This window comes from Glaciecola sp. KUL10, assembly GCF_003203515.1.
Lineage (GTDB): Bacteria > Pseudomonadota > Gammaproteobacteria > Enterobacterales > Alteromonadaceae > Glaciecola.
In genome coordinates this window covers 59,686-76,730 of sequence record NZ_BGNG01000007.1, presented here as the reverse complement: position 1 = coordinate 76,730, position 17,045 = coordinate 59,686, and the positions used below count along the sequence as shown (strand labels likewise).

General features: G+C 40.6%; 14 protein-coding genes. 2 read left to right on the top strand and 12 right to left on the bottom strand.

The window, feature by feature from the left end; all coding sequences use genetic code 11:
• Positions 1–85: 85 nt before the first annotated feature.
• The 7 genes from KUL10_RS12865 to KUL10_RS12830 form a co-directional block, all read right to left on the bottom strand.
• Positions 86–964 carry a DUF2268 domain-containing putative Zn-dependent protease gene (locus KUL10_RS12865; RefSeq protein ID WP_110429346.1) on the bottom strand — a complete coding sequence of 293 codons (879 nt, stop codon included), beginning with the start codon at positions 962–964 and terminating at the stop codon, positions 86–88.
• A gap of 54 nt (positions 965–1,018) precedes the next feature.
• Positions 1,019–1,294 (bottom strand): DUF1330 domain-containing protein, encoded by a 276-nt coding sequence (locus tag KUL10_RS12860; protein WP_110429345.1) that lies wholly within the window; start codon positions 1,292–1,294, stop codon positions 1,019–1,021.
• A 29-nt stretch (positions 1,295–1,323) separates the two neighbouring features.
• Complete coding sequence (locus KUL10_RS12855; protein ID WP_110429344.1) at positions 1,324–2,598, bottom strand: serine hydrolase; 1,275 nt, start codon at positions 2,596–2,598, stop codon at positions 1,324–1,326.
• Positions 2,599–4,067: 1,469 nt separating this feature from the next.
• A complete protein-coding gene (locus KUL10_RS12845; RefSeq protein ID WP_110429342.1) occupies positions 4,068–6,008 on the bottom strand; it encodes a S9 family peptidase in 1,941 nt (646 codons plus the stop codon).
• A gap of 68 nt (positions 6,009–6,076) precedes the next feature.
• The gene (locus KUL10_RS12840) at positions 6,077–7,429 is read right to left on the bottom strand and encodes a class II 3-deoxy-7-phosphoheptulonate synthase (protein ID WP_110429341.1); all 1,353 of its coding nucleotides are present in this window, start codon (positions 7,427–7,429) and stop codon (positions 6,077–6,079) included.
• 127 nt (positions 7,430–7,556) lie between these two features.
• Positions 7,557–8,318: an ABC transporter ATP-binding protein gene (locus tag KUL10_RS12835; RefSeq protein WP_110429340.1), complete on the bottom strand. Its 762-nt coding sequence runs from the start codon at positions 8,316–8,318 to the stop codon at positions 7,557–7,559.
• Positions 8,319–8,394: 76 nt separating this feature from the next.
• The gene (locus KUL10_RS12830; protein ID WP_110429339.1) at positions 8,395–9,999 is read right to left on the bottom strand and encodes a glycerol-3-phosphate dehydrogenase/oxidase; all 1,605 of its coding nucleotides are present in this window, start codon (positions 9,997–9,999) and stop codon (positions 8,395–8,397) included.
• Between the two features lie 243 nt (positions 10,000–10,242).
• On the opposite strand from KUL10_RS12830, the gene glpK reads away from it, so the two are divergent.
• Positions 10,243–11,733 (top strand): glycerol kinase GlpK, encoded by a 1,491-nt coding sequence (gene glpK / locus KUL10_RS12825; protein WP_110429338.1) that lies wholly within the window; start codon positions 10,243–10,245, stop codon positions 11,731–11,733.
• 33 nt (positions 11,734–11,766) lie between these two features.
• Here glpK and KUL10_RS12820 read toward each other — a convergent pair whose 3' ends face one another.
• Both KUL10_RS12820 and KUL10_RS12815 read right to left on the bottom strand, forming a co-directional pair.
• Positions 11,767–12,753 carry an iron ABC transporter permease gene (locus KUL10_RS12820; protein WP_110429337.1) on the bottom strand — a complete coding sequence of 329 codons (987 nt, stop codon included), beginning with the start codon at positions 12,751–12,753 and terminating at the stop codon, positions 11,767–11,769.
• A 3-nt stretch (positions 12,754–12,756) separates the two neighbouring features.
• Positions 12,757–13,233: a low molecular weight protein-tyrosine-phosphatase gene (locus KUL10_RS12815; RefSeq protein ID WP_110429336.1), complete on the bottom strand. Its 477-nt coding sequence runs from the start codon at positions 13,231–13,233 to the stop codon at positions 12,757–12,759.
• Positions 13,234–13,502: 269 nt separating this feature from the next.
• Between KUL10_RS12815 and pepE the strand changes: the two genes are divergently transcribed.
• Positions 13,503–14,213, top strand: a complete 711-nt coding sequence (gene pepE, locus KUL10_RS12810) for a dipeptidase PepE (protein WP_199509238.1) — start codon at positions 13,503–13,505, stop codon at positions 14,211–14,213.
• On the opposite strand, the gene bioD is transcribed toward pepE, so the two are convergent.
• From bioD to KUL10_RS12795, 3 genes are read right to left on the bottom strand one after another with little or no spacing between them, the layout of a single operon-like run.
• Positions 14,207–14,902: a dethiobiotin synthase gene (gene bioD / locus KUL10_RS12805; RefSeq protein WP_233499819.1), complete on the bottom strand. Its 696-nt coding sequence runs from the start codon at positions 14,900–14,902 to the stop codon at positions 14,207–14,209. The genes pepE and bioD overlap by 7 nt on opposite strands.
• A gap of 33 nt (positions 14,903–14,935) precedes the next feature.
• Entirely contained in the window at positions 14,936–15,811 is an 876-nt protein-coding gene (locus KUL10_RS12800; RefSeq protein ID WP_110429335.1) for a methyltransferase domain-containing protein, read from the bottom strand.
• A complete protein-coding gene (locus KUL10_RS12795) occupies positions 15,808–17,031 on the bottom strand; it encodes an 8-amino-7-oxononanoate synthase (RefSeq protein ID WP_233499818.1) in 1,224 nt (407 codons plus the stop codon). Before KUL10_RS12795 ends, KUL10_RS12800 begins: the two co-directional genes overlap by 4 nt.
• Positions 17,032–17,045 lie beyond the last annotated feature (14 nt).

Here is a 17,045-nt window from a genome sequence, read left to right as displayed (position 1 = left end):
TAAAACATCGCTCTGCCCTATGCAACCATAGCTTGTAAAGGTTCAGTTAGCGCTAAATGTACTAACAACTTGTTTAGATATAAGACTATAAAGCTGATTTCTTTAATATAACTTCCGCGTTTTCCATCGTGAGCAAATCGACAATTGAACCACCATTTTCGACATATGCTTTAGCTATTTGATAGCCTACCCAGTAGCCCATATCTCTGGGCATCGAATCAACATCGGTGTAAAGCCATGGCGAAAAGTCTGACGATAGCATCGTCGCCTTAAAATCAGTGATGAGTTGCCTATTCTTACCTAAACCAAATTCAGCTCTATCATCGTTCAAGGTGTAAGCTGTACCTGCAATTAATTCAGCAATGTAATCAGCACTACCCTCAAGTAACGAAATCTCTAGTAAGTTAAAATTGAAATTTGTTCTTTTCGTTAAACGAAATTGCAAAACATGCACTAGCTCATGGGTGATGTAGTCCTCTAGTTTGCGCTTCATGCTTGTTTCTTGTGCGTCTTCTAAACAAATGAGTTCTAAGCCCAATACTACCCCAGTAGGGCTTGCCGTCGCTGCTGTGTTTCCAGCGCCCATAACACCATAAATTTTAACGCCTGATAATGACGTGTTCGACAGCTTCGCTAATTTAGACCTTATTGACGTCGCTTTTTCATCGAGGTCATTTAAATACGAAGCGCAATGCTGAATGTTAGACCAATCCTCTTCTTTTATAGACGAATAAAGTGACTTAAGGTTCTCAGGTGTGGTCAGCCTTGATCCAAGTATGGCCAGACCGCCAGTATCTTTGTCAATATAATGCTCCTCAAGAATGCTTGCTGAGAAAGCAGGGTTTGCTTGTACCAATGTTGTTAAAGCATTTACAGCACTTGTGTCAATACTTTTACTCTCCCACTGATTTGCATACAAAAGCCAATTGAATGAAATTAAAAGTAAAGCCAAGATGTTTTTCATTTTATTTCCCTTTAGAACCTTATTAATTTTACCGATTAAGCACTCTTTGTATTACTAAATCAGATGAAATTGGCTTTTCATTGCTTCTTCTCTCAATGGAATGATTGCCTGATATGCCTCACTTTTATACCAAGCTTTAGCGCTCTCGATATTAGGAAACTGTATAACTACTTTTAACTTATGTTGTACTTCACCGCTAAGCACATCAACTTCGCCTTTAGCAATGAAATTGCCATTAAATGGGGTCAGCGTTTCTGCTGCTAAGGCGCTATATTGAGCCATTTTATCTTTATCTATTGGTGTAAGGTCGACGACCACTAAATTTGTCATTTTTTTTCTCTCTTTCAATAAAAGTTAGTTTAAAGCAGCTGTTTACGCTTCGATTGCCAAATGCGAAATGCAATGACAAGTATCACAATCACAACAAAACCGAGTAGGACATCTTTAATTACTAAATCAATTCTGTTTTCCACAAGATAAATGTCGGGCTTTCCTGTTTTCCAAAGCGTCCATTGCGTTGCGATATCAGAAGCGAAGGCTTCCTCGTTACCCGTTTGAAACATAATAAAACCACTACCATTGCTTGGGTCAAATCGAACCGAAGCATTCAAAAATGGAGACTTTCCACCATGCCCAATGACATAACCTTTTTTGGTCGGAGCAAAAAGCATTACGCCTGCCCCCCAAATATATTGGCCACCAACGCTAGCGATTGGTGTTCGCATTTGACTTAAGCTTTGCTCGCTCAGTAAGTTCGGAAATCCGTCGATCCTATAGGTAGAATTAAGGTTTGCCTTCAGCAATTTATGCATATCAGTTATGTTTGTATAAAGGCCTGTAGCAGCAAGTGATGTATAATTAGGATAAACACGCAGTGTTTCGTTCTCACCAAAGTAGTCTGCTAGTAGTGGTTCATTCCTATCAACCTGGAATTGAGTATTAGTGAGCTTAAGGGGGGCAAAAACTTCTTCGTGCATAAAGTCTGAAAAAGTCTTCCCGCTCACATCTTCAATAATCAATTGAATTAGATTGTAACTTCCTCCTGAATAGTCCCACTGACTGCCAGGCTCTTGAGTCACAATAACACGGCCACTAACTTCTGGATCTGCATCAGCAGCTTTAGTTAGATGTTCGACTAGGGCTTGTATTTCTTCGTCAGGAGCAAAGCCATCATGACCTAAACCATCCTCAATTCCCGCAGTATGGCTAAGCAATAATCGTAAAGTAACCTTTTCATTATCAAAGTTACTCGCAGGTAATGCCCAACTTTTCAAATAGGTGCTGACGGGTGTATCTAAATCTAATTTGTCTTGTTCTACTAGGCGCATAACTCCCATCGCAGTCACCCACTTCCCGACGGAAGCGACACCGAATACTGACTGTTCATCAACAGGTTCGCCTTTTGAATAAAAATATGTATGTACTATTTCACCGTCTTCAATTAACGCTACAACTGCATTACCTTTTGTTTGTTCTTTGACTGTCGTATTTAGCGCATTTGTGAATCCGTTTCTATCATTGGTTTCACTCCATGGCGTTAACAACCAGCCCTGTATCAAAGCAGCAACACGAAACGTTCCCCAAGCTGTTGACAGCAACACGATTATCAACAGAGACACAATAAACTTTTTCATACATCCCCCCAGTACTTTTGCTTTATTCTAGTTAATGAAGAAACTCCAAAATTGATAATACGTTCAATAAGGATGACCGAACGCACATACCTCTTCAATCTAACTGAGTCTTATACTGTTCAAGAATTCTCTGAAAGTAATTTTTATTGTTTTGTGTAAGCGCGGAGGATAGTTATAGTGAATTATATTTGTTCTAGGAACTTTTCAAATTCCTAAAAGAATCGACGGACATCGCTATTAATGCAACGTATCTAGTGCTAATACTCTCGTGCATGGCTTATTTTCATGTCTTGTAAAAAGTATTTGATATAAGCATTAGTCAATAAATAACGTTTGAAGACATACTCGCTCCACCCATCAAGAATCCAGATATGCTTGTTATATTTTGTGTGATTATTATTCAGCTTTATGTTGCTGATGCTGGCAATCGATACAGAGCTAGACAAGAAATAAAATACGCTAATCAAAAAAAGCCTTTTTTATTGAAAATATTATTACCTCTTTTATGGGCCCCCAAAAAACGAAACCCCAATTTTTGTTTTCGCCTCGCACGAAGCCGAAGACTTAAAAAGTGGACAGGGTACAATAGTTGAAATTGCCTTAGCTGACGAAACAACACTTGATAATACGAAATTATTAGGCACCACTATCAATTATGTATTTACATTTAACTCTGATACAAAACAATCGGTTGTGTATGCAGTTGAGTCTATATAAACGATTAAAAAACTGCCGCGCCCGAAATCAAGAAAGGCACAACGGCAATAAAAGCAAATAAGAACTTTTCTATTGACCCTAACTAGCTTATTTATACACACTTGAATTAATCGAGTAATACTGATTTCTTGTCGGTCAATAAAATGGTCTTTCTTCTGGCCATACATTAATTTTCAGACTAAAAAGCATACATAAAAAACAACGATCGTATTTAGTGCAATTAAGCACATAGTTTCGAGTTCATCAAGCCTTGCCACTAAGTAAGTTTAGTTGCCATCGCATAGCTCGATATTTAAAAAAAAGTGAGGTTGGTGCAGCACGATATGGAAAGCAGCTATTCATCTACTTTTATTAATTTTGAATCATTTGAATCCATAGTTGCTTCCAAATTAGCCAGAGCGTCCTTAAACAAGTAATTCTATGATCTTTGTTTTCTTCGGCTAATTTCACGGATTTAATACGATAATTTAACTCTTGCTGTTTGTTGCCTTTAGCCTTGTGTAAATCAGTAAATGTATCATAGGCATTGGCAGAGAAAGGACAATAGGACAGCCAATAATGAATTATATTCTCTACTTCTGATTAGCGCTTTTCACTGCTCAAAACGTAGACAATGCGCTTTAATATTAGACAAGGCTGAGTATCTGCTCCTCATCTTGATCTGCCTATCGGCTCAAGTCGACACCTTCGATCAAATGTCTCAGACCAGATATGAGCTACTACAACTAAGGCACTCTTCGGGACTACCAACATTAATTGGTTGACAAGTGTTGCTCTAAGAACTCGCTCATCGCCTTCATCGCTTTGATTCTGTTTTCAGCCGTACTCAAGAAATGATCACCGTTATTTAGCTCGATGAAAGTGACGTCTTTGTCTTCATCTTTCATTTCTTCATACATATTTTTTGACTGCTTAAATGGCACGATTTCGTCGTACTCACCGTGTATTAGCAACACAGGTATTTTAATATCTGATACATAGTTAATGGGTGATACAGACTCTAAATAGTTTCTTTTATAATTTCCGTTTGCCATCACTTTGTCCCAATATGCTACGACCCAATGATTACTGCCATAATTACTCCGCTCAGTTTTCATCATGGCATCAAGGTCAGACACACCGTTTAGAGATATTGCGCATTTATACACATCTGGGGTCAATGTTGCGCCAGCTAATGCGGCATATCCGCCATAGCTGCCACCAACGATACATACATTTTGGGCGGTGATCTTACCATCCTTCGCTAAGGCCTTAACGGCGTCAGTAAGATCATCTTGCATAGTCTTTCCCCACTGCCCTCTGCCCTTCAAACGATGTTGAATACCAAAGCCTGTCGAGCCTCTAAACTGAGGTTGAATCACTAGATACCCTTTATGAGCGAAGTATTGCGCCATAAAGTCGAAACCAATACGATCGTAGGATTCAGGACCACCATGAGGCAATAATATGGCAGGAAGGTCTTTTACCTCTTTGTTTCTGGGTAACGTTAATAAAGTAGGGATAGTCAAGCCATCTCGTGCTTGGTACTTATATTCAATCACTTCGTTTACATGTTGAGCAGTAATCTCTGGGCGCTCAGCAGTGACTAAACTGAGCCCGCCATTACTATACATAATATAACTTCCCGAGTTTTCTGCGCTAAACGAATGAAGAATAATTTTTTTCCAATCAGGCGTATAACTTTGGATTTTTGAAGTGAACTCAGGAAGCGCTTGATTAATGCCTTTAATTCTTGCGTTCAATTTTTTATCAAAAAACTCATACGTTGGTTTAAAACCGGAATATTGAACGCCGTGTACGATTCTTTCTGAGTCAGTCATAGCCAGTTCAACATCACGATCCTCTTTGCTGAACAATGGCCCCTCTATCGTTCCGTCAGTTAGAGAAAGCGTATAATATTCCCAACGACCAGATTCTCCCATATCCGTCATCACTAAGTGCTGTTTATCGGGTGTCAAGCCAACGAAAGAATTGTTTGGAATTTCAGTTTCATTTTTAAAAATTTCGACCTGCTCGCCAGTGATATAAGAGTGGATAACATGTTTATTGCTTTTGTTATCAAATCGCTCACGGGCAATCACTTCGTCGCCATCCATAAAATAGTCGATGATGCCATGTGAGCCCCTTTTATGAATTCTTGGTGTAGCACTTTTATCAAGTCTGACTCTGTATAGGTTAAGTATATTTGCGTCGCCATATGCAGGCATATAAGCATATTTTTGGTCTGTTGAAATACCAACAATGCGTCCAATCTGAGACTGCCCCAGATAGATACCCTTACCCAAAGTTAATAATTGAAATAGTTTTCCTGTTTCTAAGTCGTAACTGAAAGCGGCGCTAATATCATGACGGCCTTTAAATCCAGGCAACTTTTTATTTTGTGTTACCAACATGATTAACCGGTCATCACCCACAAAGTATAAGCTGTTAGGTTTGACACTTGAAACGTTCACCGCATCTACAATCTCATTTTCAGCTATATCAACTACTGTAATAATATCCTTGCCGCCTTTGGTATCTCGATATGCCATTCGATTGCCAGAGGGGGATAGTATAAATGTGCTTTTTTCAGGGAGCTTGCCGAATGCTTCAACCGGCAGTGTTTGAGCTTGTACAAGGACTGAGTACGAACTTAACCCAATCCAAAAAGCAAGTGCAAAAATAATTTTTAGGGTATTAGAGTTAGCGTTCATGAAATTCCGTTTCCATTATTCTAATTATGCGGGTCTTGTGCTTCGATAATCGAAGCACATTTTATCTACTAGTTAGTTTGACTAACTTTCAAATGATCAGCAACTAAAAACGCCATTTCTAGTACTTGATCAGCATTTAGTCGAGGGTCACATTGAGTCTGATAAGCTTGAGCAAGGTCATCATCGCTAATCTGATAAGCACCTCCTGTACACTCAGTCACATGTTGCCCCGTCATTTCTAAGTGAATACCACCTGCGTGTGTTCCTTCCGAAGCATGCGCCTCAAAAAACTGTCTAATTTCACTTAAAATAGCATCAAAGTTTCGTGTTTTAAATCCGCTTGACGCTTTAAAGGTATTGCCATGCATCGGATCGGAGCTCCAAACTACATGCCTCCCTTCATCTTTGACTCGCTTAAGCAAGCGAGGCAAATTATCAGCTAGCGTATTTGCCCCCATTCGAGTAATCAAAGTCAAGCGACCAGGCGTGTTAGTTGGGTTTAGCGCATCAATTAAACGAATCAACTCATCCTCTTGCATGCTTGGGCCTACTTTCACGCCGATTGGGTTATTGATACCACTGAAAAACTCTACATGGGCATGGTCAAGCTGTCTTGTTCTCTCACCAATCCAAAGCATATGGGCAGAACAATTGTATGGCTTACCTGTCAATGTATCGATACGTGTTAATGCCTGCTCGTAATTCAGAAGCAACGCTTCATGAGACGTGAACAGCGAAGTTTCGTGCAGTGACGATGTATTCTCACTATTTACTCCGATTACATTCATAAACGCCAAAGTATCTTCTATCCGATTTGCAATATCTTGGTAGCGCTCTTTGAGTGGGTTATTTTCCAAAAAGGCCATATTCCAACGGTTGACTTGATGCAAGTCAGCTAAGCCGCCTTGTGCAAATGCCCGCAGTAAGTTCAGCGTTGACGCACTGCGGTGATAGGCATCCAGCATACGATTTGGATCAGGCATGCGCGCTGATTCAGTAAACTCAAAGCTGTTGATAATATCACCACGGTAACTTGGCAAAGACACACCATCTATCGTTTCAAAATCACCCGAGCGAGGCTTTGCATACTGCCCCGCCATACGCGCCACTTTAGTAACTGGGCATCGGCCTGCAAAGGTCAATACGATCGCCATTTGCAAAATAACTTTGAATGTATCTCTGATTTTCGGAGCGTTAAACTCATCAAAAGACTCAGCGCAATCACCACCTTGTAGCAAAAAACCCTTGCCTAAAGAAACATCACCCAGTTGCTTATATAATTGGCGTGTCTCCTCCGCAAAAACTAATGGTGGATAACTTGCGAGTTTCTCTTCAACTGCTTCTAGTTGTGCTTTATCACCATAAGTAGGTTGTTGAAGAATTGGTTTTTGTCTCCAACTATCGATTGTCCATTGACTCACTTTTGTTCCTTAATCTATGTTGTGTATGTGTAGTGTTTTCCTTTGCTTGAGCTTGAATATTTTGATATCACAGGCACCTGAAAATACCTCAAGCAACTCATACAATAACATATTGTCTCGCTAGGGTTTAAGCGCTTGTAAAGACTTTTTGGCTATTAGATGTGACCTCTGTACATGTGACCTTTTGATCAAATACTTTTTGAATAGCATCAATCGTTAACACGCTTGAGTTTTGGCCCGCATCGACTAATCGACGTTCTTTGAATAAAGCAATATGACTTGCATATCTAGCGCTAATATTAAGGTCGTGACATGATAGGACTACTAGGTTGCCCATCGCAGTTAAATCCGAACATAAATTCATCAAACTTACTTGGTATTTTAAATCTAAGGATGCGATAGGTTCGTCTAATAGAATAAGCGCATTGCCCTTCAAAATGCTTGACCACACCTGCAATAAGCAACGTGTAATTTGAACCCGTTGCTTTTCGCCACCCGATAGATGTTCAATTTGTTTTTTCAAGAAGGGGGTTATCCCAAGCGCATCTTCCAATAATTGAGGAATGCTGACAGAAGAAGGTTGAATATTGGTGCCTGTAGGCTTATAGAACGATAATAACTCCTCAACCGTTATTGAAAAAGGGCATAGATAAGACTGTTCGAGCAGGCAGCGCCTTTGCGCAAGCTCTATCAAGCTCAAGTTTTCAAATGGTTTTGATTCAAACGTCAATACACCTGTGTCTTGAGTTAATAAGCCAGCAACTAAACTCAAAAACGATGTTTTACCTGCGCCATTGGGGCCAAGAAGATGCCAACACTGCCCCCTTTCAAGCGCAATCTGATTAATAGATAAGCGAGCTTCAATTTCGATTTGTTGACACTGAAGCATACGTTAGCCTGTCCTAATTTAATGCGATTGAAGAGTCAATTAAACTCAGCGAAGTTCAAAATATCCCTAAAGATGATTACTGTATATTATCAATATATTCTTGTTTTTTCTGAGCAGCTTTATCACCAAATAGAATATCACAAGCTTCATCAATACCTGCGGTTGACACAATATCTTTTTTGCGCAACACCATCTCAATTTTTGAACGGCGTCTCAAAAAGTCTTCTAGTCGAGTGATCATTTCACGGCGAGCAGCATAGTGCAGCTCAGCTCTGATATATTCGGCATTTTCCATTAATTGTTCAGCTTGCGTTGGATCCCTTTGAATTTCGTCCAAAATTTGCAGAGCATGTATGTCATAACGACGCCACAATCTGGTTGTCAATTTTTCAGAAGAATAGCTAGGCGTCATCGAGTCTAAATCAATCAACTTAGCGCGGTACTCAAATTCTCGTTTAATACTTGCAGCCGATTCCCCGTACCAAATGGATTCAGCTTGCTTAAGTTCAATACCAACATCCTGTGCTATCTGTGCGACTTCTTCACCCACGTTTATACAATCAGTGAGCTTGCCACCAAAAATGCTGATGTATTTTTGTTCTTTATTAACATCGATTGCATGCTTTCTTGAAAGTTGAACCCAATCGGCTTTTCCTTTACCACCTTTTATCGCTAGTGGTCTCACCCCCCAACGTTCAGAGATAATATCGTCTCTGGTCAATGGTTTATCCAAGTCGAGTAATGCATTGGCATTGTTTAAGATAAAATCTCTGTCGTCTTCGGTCACGTCTGTTATCGGATTTTCTACTTGATTATCAGTGGTGCCGATACACGTCTTTTGGCCCATCGGAATAACAAAGAAAAGCCTGCCATCTGACGCAAAAAACGCGAGTACCTTGTCAACTTTTGTAAGCTTATCTACGATGAGGTGAACACCTTTAGAAAATAGATGGTTGTGCTCTGTTGTTTGTTCAACCGTGCTATTATATTTATCCACCATCGGTCCACAGGCATTTATGATTGCCTTAGACTTAATTGTAAACGTACTGCCAGTTTCTTGATCTTTGGCTTTTGTTGTCCACGCTCCGTTTTTAAACTCACTATCCTCACCACTCACATAATTAGCTACGATAGCTCCATTGTCCATCGATGAGCGGATGAAGTTATAAACAAATCGTGCGTCATTATCATGTAAAAAAGCATCCGAATACTCAAAGCCCCCCTGAGCATTCGAGACATCGATTGCAGGCTCTAAGGCTTTGATTTCGTTAGATGATAGAAAGTTAGGGCGTTGAGTAAAGAATCGTCCCATTAGCCAGTACAAAACAGTGCCAGCATAAACAAACCAAGCGGGAAACCTAAAGCCTTTTTGAAGTGTTGTTAAAAACCTAATTTCTCGTACCGTTGATGGATAACTCCGCATAAGGTGGTTGCGACTCTTACAGAGTTTATTAACCAAAAAATATTCGTGGTTTTCTAAATATTTAATCCCACCCCACGCTAGGTTTGATGAGTTACTTGAAGTATGGCCAGCGAAATCACCCTTATCAATTAGCGCTACTTTTGCTCCTTTGCGAGATAGTGATGCAGCGGCAACTGCGCCGTTAATTCCTGCACCCAAAATCAACACGTCGAATTCTTGGTTCGCAAGCTTGCTAATATTCGTTTCTCGTAAAATCATAATGGCCTTTTCATCGTTTGTTTTTTATCAGATCCGAGTGAATTGGATACGATAACGGAACGTTTTCTAGTCTAAATTAAATAGTAAGAATATGCTAAAATATGATATATATGATTAATACAAGACGCAAGATTATTTGTTAGTCTAGATCTTCATCGTTTTTTACACTAAATTAACATTAAGAAACCATCACGTTATGATGATTGCAAATGCAATTGCGACTAAAATAAAAGGTAATGTTTCATGCAGGATTCACAAAATGCCATTCTTTCTATTGACCAAGGCACAACATCTACGAGAGCGATTGTGTTCTCGCTTGTCGGTGAGAAAATCGCAAGTAGTCAGTTAGAATTTGAGCAACATTACCCAGATAATGGTTGGGTCGAACACGATCCGGAAGAGATCTGGAGTACGACGCTTGAAACCTGCAAAAGCGCACTTAGTAGCGCAAAGGATAAAGGTTATACCGTTAAAGGTATTGGCATCACAAATCAGCGTGAAACCACCCTAGTGTGGAATAAAAAAACAGGTAAGCCGGTTTATAATGCTATCGTTTGGCAAGATAGAAGAACGTCTGAATTTTGTAGCAGTATTGCCGACCAGCTAGATATGGTGAGAGCTAAAACAGGCCTCTTGTTAGACCCCTACTTTTCGGCAAGTAAGGTCAAATGGATACTGGACAATGTTGCGGGAGCTCGAGACGAGGCTAATGCCGGTAATCTTGCATTTGGCACAGTTGATAGCTTTCTTATTTGGCGTTTGACAGAAGGTCAATCACACTTTACCGATGTGACAAATGCATCTAGAACTAACTTGTTTAATATACATACCCTTCAATGGGATAAAGATTTACTAAGTCTATTCGATATACCTGAATCTATGCTCCCAGAAGTCAAACAATGTTCGGATGATTTTGGTGTTACTAGTGAAAAGGTTATTGGGCAGGCTTTGCCAATTTCAGGCGTAGCTGGTGATCAACAAGCAGCTTTGTTTGGGCAATGTTGTTTTGAACAAGGCGATTTAAAAAGCACCTATGGCACTGGATGCTTTGCGTTGTTAAATACGGGAGAGTCTGCACTTCAATCTACACATCAACTACTTACCACCATTGGATACCAAGTCAATGGCAAAACATACTATGCACTAGAGGGCTCTATTTTTACAGCGGGTGCAAACGTGCAATGGCTCCGAGATGGCATCAAAGTGATTCAAGATGCCAAACAAAGCCAAACGCTTGCTGAATCACTCGACTATGACCATGGGGTATTTTTAGTTCCAGGTTTTGCTGGATTAGGTGCGCCACATTGGCAGCCCAATGCCCGCGCTTCTCTATTTGGGATGACTCGAGGCACCTCTTCAGCTCACTTTGCAAGAGCTGCATTGGAAGCAGTATGCTATCAAACATTTGATCTTCAACAAGCGATGGCTGCTGATGGGGTAGAATCAGGAAAAGTACTGGTAGATGGTGGAATGGTTGCTAATGATTGGCTGTGTCAGTTCCTCTCAGACATCCTACAAGTCAATATCGAAAGACCAACCAACATGGAAACGACCGCAATTGGCGCAGCTTACTTAGCCGGTTTGCAGTTAGGCCTATATAAAGACTTGGCTCAAATAAAAGAAAGCAAACATATTGAACGCACCTTTACGCCTAGTATTAATGCTGATATCCGCAGAATATTATTGAACAAGTGGCAAAAGGCAGTATCCGCAACATTAGCATTCAGTGAATAAAATCTTTAGGTGGACTGTTACTTCTGCACGTTGCTAATGCCTTTGTTTTAAAAGCGCAAAGATAAATAAGGGGCCCCCTATCGATGCCGTTATCATCGATAGGGGGACGAGATTGACAAACAATAGCTCGTTAAACAGTGCAGTCATGATCAAAAACGTTGCACCTACAATAGACGATAGAACTAACACATGGCGATTATCGTGACCAATAACAGCCCTCACAAAATGCGGTACCAGCAAACCTAAGAACGCAATGCTACCCGCAATAGAAACACTGAGCCCAACAAGCATTGCTGAAATTACGAGTATTCTACGCTCAAACCTTTCGACATCTAAACCATTTAACCGGGCCGAGTTTGCATCCAAATATAGTAAATTTAAATATTTAGCTGAGTGCAAAAGATAAGCGCCGCCGATAGTAAAAACAGGACTTACAAGCATCAACATTTTCATATCGGTATTGTGCAAACTCCCCATCAACCAAAAGGTAAGTGATTTAATTGAAGAAGGCGGCGCAATAAGATAAAGCCAGCCAATAATTGCACCCGCAATCGTTGAAATGCCGATTCCCATTAATATAACCGCACTTTGAGTATTCATCATACGCTTAGCTAATTTCATGATTAAAAACGCACTCAATATAGCGCCAAGAAAACATGCAAATGCCAATATATAGGTCTGAAGAACACCCGAAAGAGTAGTAGAGTATCCAACTAGCCATTCAGAAATAACAGGTAACCCACCGATTAATATTAAACATGCCGCAACCAAACTTGCGCCGCTTGAGATACCAATGAGACCAGGATCAGCCAATGGATTGCGCAATAGCACTTGTAAACTAGCAGCACTCACACATATTGCAGCCCCAACCAGTATTGCGGTGAGTACGACCGGTAACTTAATGTTTAAAACGATATATCGCTCGATATCATCTTGCCACCACATTGGCGTAGGGAAAAATAAATATAAAACACACGCTCCCAATAAAATGATAAGCGCCAGAACGTATATTTTGCGCAATGCTTAGGTCGCTTTTATATATGAAATTAGGCCATCACTGGCTTTTTCTATGAGGTCTAAAACCAGTTCAAACCCACGTTTTCCACCATAATATGGATCGGGGACTTCGCTAAACTCTGTGTCCACAAACGTCAGAAATAGGCGGACTTTGTCCTGTAATTCTTCGGGACATTTTTTCAGTAAATCTCTCATATTGCTATCGTCCATGGCTATGATCAAATCAAAATCTTGAAAGTCGCGCTCAACTACACGACGACACTCAAGTTTGCTCAAGTCATAGCCCTTAGCATTTGCGGCCTGCTGAGAGCGCTTATCTGGCGCCGCCCCCTCATGAAAACCCGCCGTGCCGGCCGAATCAATCTTTACCCTTAAGCCTTGTTCCATAGCTTTCTTAGCAAAAACACCTTCAGCAGTCGGAGAACGACAGATATTGCCTAAGCAAACAAATAGTACGGACGTGATTTTCTTATCTTCAAGCACTGGGGTGAACTTCCTCTGTTTTAATTGTAGTGAATAGAAACTGACGTTTTACATCAAATCATTCGAAGACAAAGCACGTCTAGATATCGAAATAATGCCAGAACATCCGTGATAAATAAATGCCTAGGACATTAGAATACACCTGATATAAATTAAACAAAGTAAAGAAGTAATAAGCGCGTCTGTATTAACCCCCTCTATAAATAGATGCTTATCAGAGCATAGTTCTCGTGCTAACATTTTAAAAAAATAATGATGTAGCGCTTATAATGTCAATCAATGCTCTTTTGCTTAGCAGTTCTAAAGTAAACAATAACCCGTACTTACTTGAAGCCAAGCCGGCAATATACAACCTGCTCGACAACATCAAGGATGTAGTCTTCATTCCTTATGCAGGCGTAAGTGTGTCTTGGGATGATTACACACAAAAAGTATCTGACGCCCTCCCCGAACTAGGCATAAAAGGGCTTCATGAATATGATTGCGCAAAAACAGCCATCAATGAAGCAAAGGCAGTATTGGTTGGTGGCGGAAACACCTTTAACCTGTTAAGTAATTTGCAGGAAAAAGAGTTAATGCCGCTATTAAAAGCCAAGGTCACGCAAGGCTGTAAGTACATTGGTTGGAGCGCAGGCAGTAATATCACAGGGCTTTCTATTAAAACAACCAATGATATGCCAATCGTACAGCCACTTAGCTTCGATGGCTTAGCACTAATTAACGCGCAGTTAAATCCGCATTATACTGACTATGTAGCACCAAACCACAATGGTGAAACAAGAGACCAACGTATACAAGAGTTTTGCATTTTGTCCCCTCAAACTCCTGTCATCGGCCTAAAAGAAGGCTCAGCAATTTTGATAAATGGATTTAATGCAAAGCTAATTGGTGATTTAGAGGCCTACGTTTTTCAAGGAAAGCAAAAGCTCGAACTACCTGTCAATAGTGATCTAAGTGAATATTTGTTTACTCATTATTGATCTTCGAATAACACTTCCGCCAACATTGGTTTTGGTATTAGCGCCTTAAGACTATTTATGTTTTCTTTATAATAATCCATGTTTGGGTCGATTTGATTCGCAATCCAACCAATACACGAACACCCCGACGCATTGATCGCTTGATACGATAGTAAGGCGTGATTCAAGCAGCCTAGCTTCATACCGACGACCAAAATAACCGGCAGATCATGCGTTTTGACAAAATCTGGCATGTACCATTGTTCTTCTGTCAATTCACCGTTATTAACCACCTGCCCCAAGGGTAATTGCCATCCCCCAGCGCCTTCAACCAATAAGAAATCGAGCGCCCTTTCTGAAATCGCGTTGTAAGCCTCATTTACCGTATCAATGCTAATGGTTTGCTTAGCTTTTAGTGCTGCCAAATGCGGTGCGACAGGATCAAGGTATGCAATTGGGTTAACCAACTCATAAGGTAATTTAATTGAAGAAGCTTGGGTCAATCGTAATGCGTCGTCATTTCTGAGACCTTGATATGTTTGCTCGCACCCTGCTGAAATAGGCTTGAAACCTGCACATTTCTTCCCTTTTCGAGCAGCCAAACGCAGTAAACGTTCGCTAACATAGGTTTTACCAGCATCGGTGTCAGTTCCCGTTATAAAAACTGCTGGTATCCCCTCTAAAACCGAAAAAACTGTATCAAGAGACATTGTTTATCCTTTCGTTATTCGTTGCTTCGAAAACTATTTATGAACGGTAAAGAAAGCTACTTTGTAAGTAAGTGCCAAGCTCTTTAATTTATCACTTTCGACACTTTCTTCACTCTCTGAATGCGCTATCGAAGGCTGTCGGTTGCGCATAAGTAAGTCTAGTTTTTTGAGTTCGCTTTTTGTGATCGCTGAGAACCGACTAGAGGACAATTGTGTATCCGCCCCGATCGACTTAAGCGATTTAAGCATGCCCAAACTATTGTCAAAGTATTGAAAAAAGTCTTGTTCCTCGACACTACATTGCAGCTTATTTTGCTTTATCGCATCTAACCAATTTTGCGTATTGGCAAAGCGATTGAGCCTTGATGGTATTGAAAGGTCAGCCCACGCACTTTCTAATTCATTAAATGAACCATCGACTAATATGGCTAACACTGCTCGACCACGAGTACGCAGTATACGTTTAATTTCTGCTATAACGTCATATTTGGCTTGACACCATTGCAGTGCCATCGAGGAAAACACAAGGTCGAAAGAGTTCGCCTGAAATGGCAATACTGCTGCATTCGCGTTAACAAAGTGCGCATTATCCACTTCATTTAATTTTGCGCTCATACGCGCTTTTTCAAGCATACCACTGGCTAAATCCAAACCAATGTAGCGTGAAGTGTTCGCTTTTATTTCCTTAAGCTTTAAAGAAGTACCGCACCCCAAGTCGACAATGGACTCGTCACTTGCCGCTCTTATTTGATTGAGTCTGTGAATGGCAAATTCCGCAATCGGCTTTTGAACTTTAGCTGATGCATTATAGGAATAGGCGGCTCTACTAAATCCGCGAGCAATTTCCGAACAACTAACATTGCATAACGCTTCATTGGCTTTGTGCGCAAAAGAGGATTGAATCGTCATAAAGTCGGCCCGTTTGTCTTGCTATTAAACCCATTTTGTTTGAGCGAGAGTTCTAAGGCATCAACAAGTGCGTTGATATCCTTTTCTTGATGCATAGCACTTAGAGTGATGCGTAAACGATCTGTATGTTTAGGAACAGTAGGTGTTCGTATGCAGCCCACCCAGATTCCAAGTGCTTTTAAAGATAAAGAGCAGTTCAAAGTCAATTCGGGATTGCCCAAAATAATTGGCTGAATAGCAGAAGCAGAGTCAGTTAATGGGATACCTCTAGATAAACATTTGTGCTTGAATAGTGCGATATTTTGATGAAGTAAATTTCTTGAGTCGCTATCTCTCATTAATTTGAAACTAGTCAGTGTTGCCTTAGCGACTGCCGCCGGAATAGCGGTTGAATAAACATAGTGACGCGCAAAATTAAGTAAGAAGTCTATCAATGCTTGGCTGCCCGCGACAAATGCTCCAGAGGTTCCAATTGCCTTGCCAAATGTTCCCATAACAATGTCTATTTGATCTCTATCCGGGTTACTTGCATCACAGCTGCCCATTCCGCTATTGCCCGTTACACCAATAGCATGTGCGTCGTCAACCATTAGCCAAGGTCTGTTGGTAAATGCAGATGTTTCTAGTAGATTAACCATGTCACTTAATGGCGCTTCGTCCCCGTCCATGCTGAACACACCTTCACTTGCTATGAGTGTATTAGAGGGGCAACTGTCTAATAGATACGCTAGATGCTCAAGATCATTATGTTTAAAGCGTTTAAAAGGAGTTTGTAACGAACTTGCCGCCTCTACGAAAGAAGCATGCATCCATTTATCACTGATCACTAGATTCTCTTGTGGCTTGGAAAAGCCCGAGGCAAACAAAGCATGACAAATAGCTTGATTTGCGGCGAATCCACTACTGAACAACAAAGCCGCTTCTTTGTTGGTATGCTCGCATATAAATGACTCAAGCGCTAAATGCTCTTTGTTATAGCCGGAGACGACTGAAGATGCGCCACTGCCCGCTCCGTGGAGACTTAATCCTTCAACGTAGCTTTGCAAAACATCCTGTTGCTGCCCTAAGCCCAAGTAGTCATTACTGGCAAAATTGAGGTAATAATTTCCCTCAACTTCCATCACCATTGATACATTGCTACTAACGACGGTACGCTTGCGAAAAAGATGCTGCGATTTGCGCTGGTCTACCGCTTTTTTGATATAGCTAAAAGATGACAATATACCGTACTCAA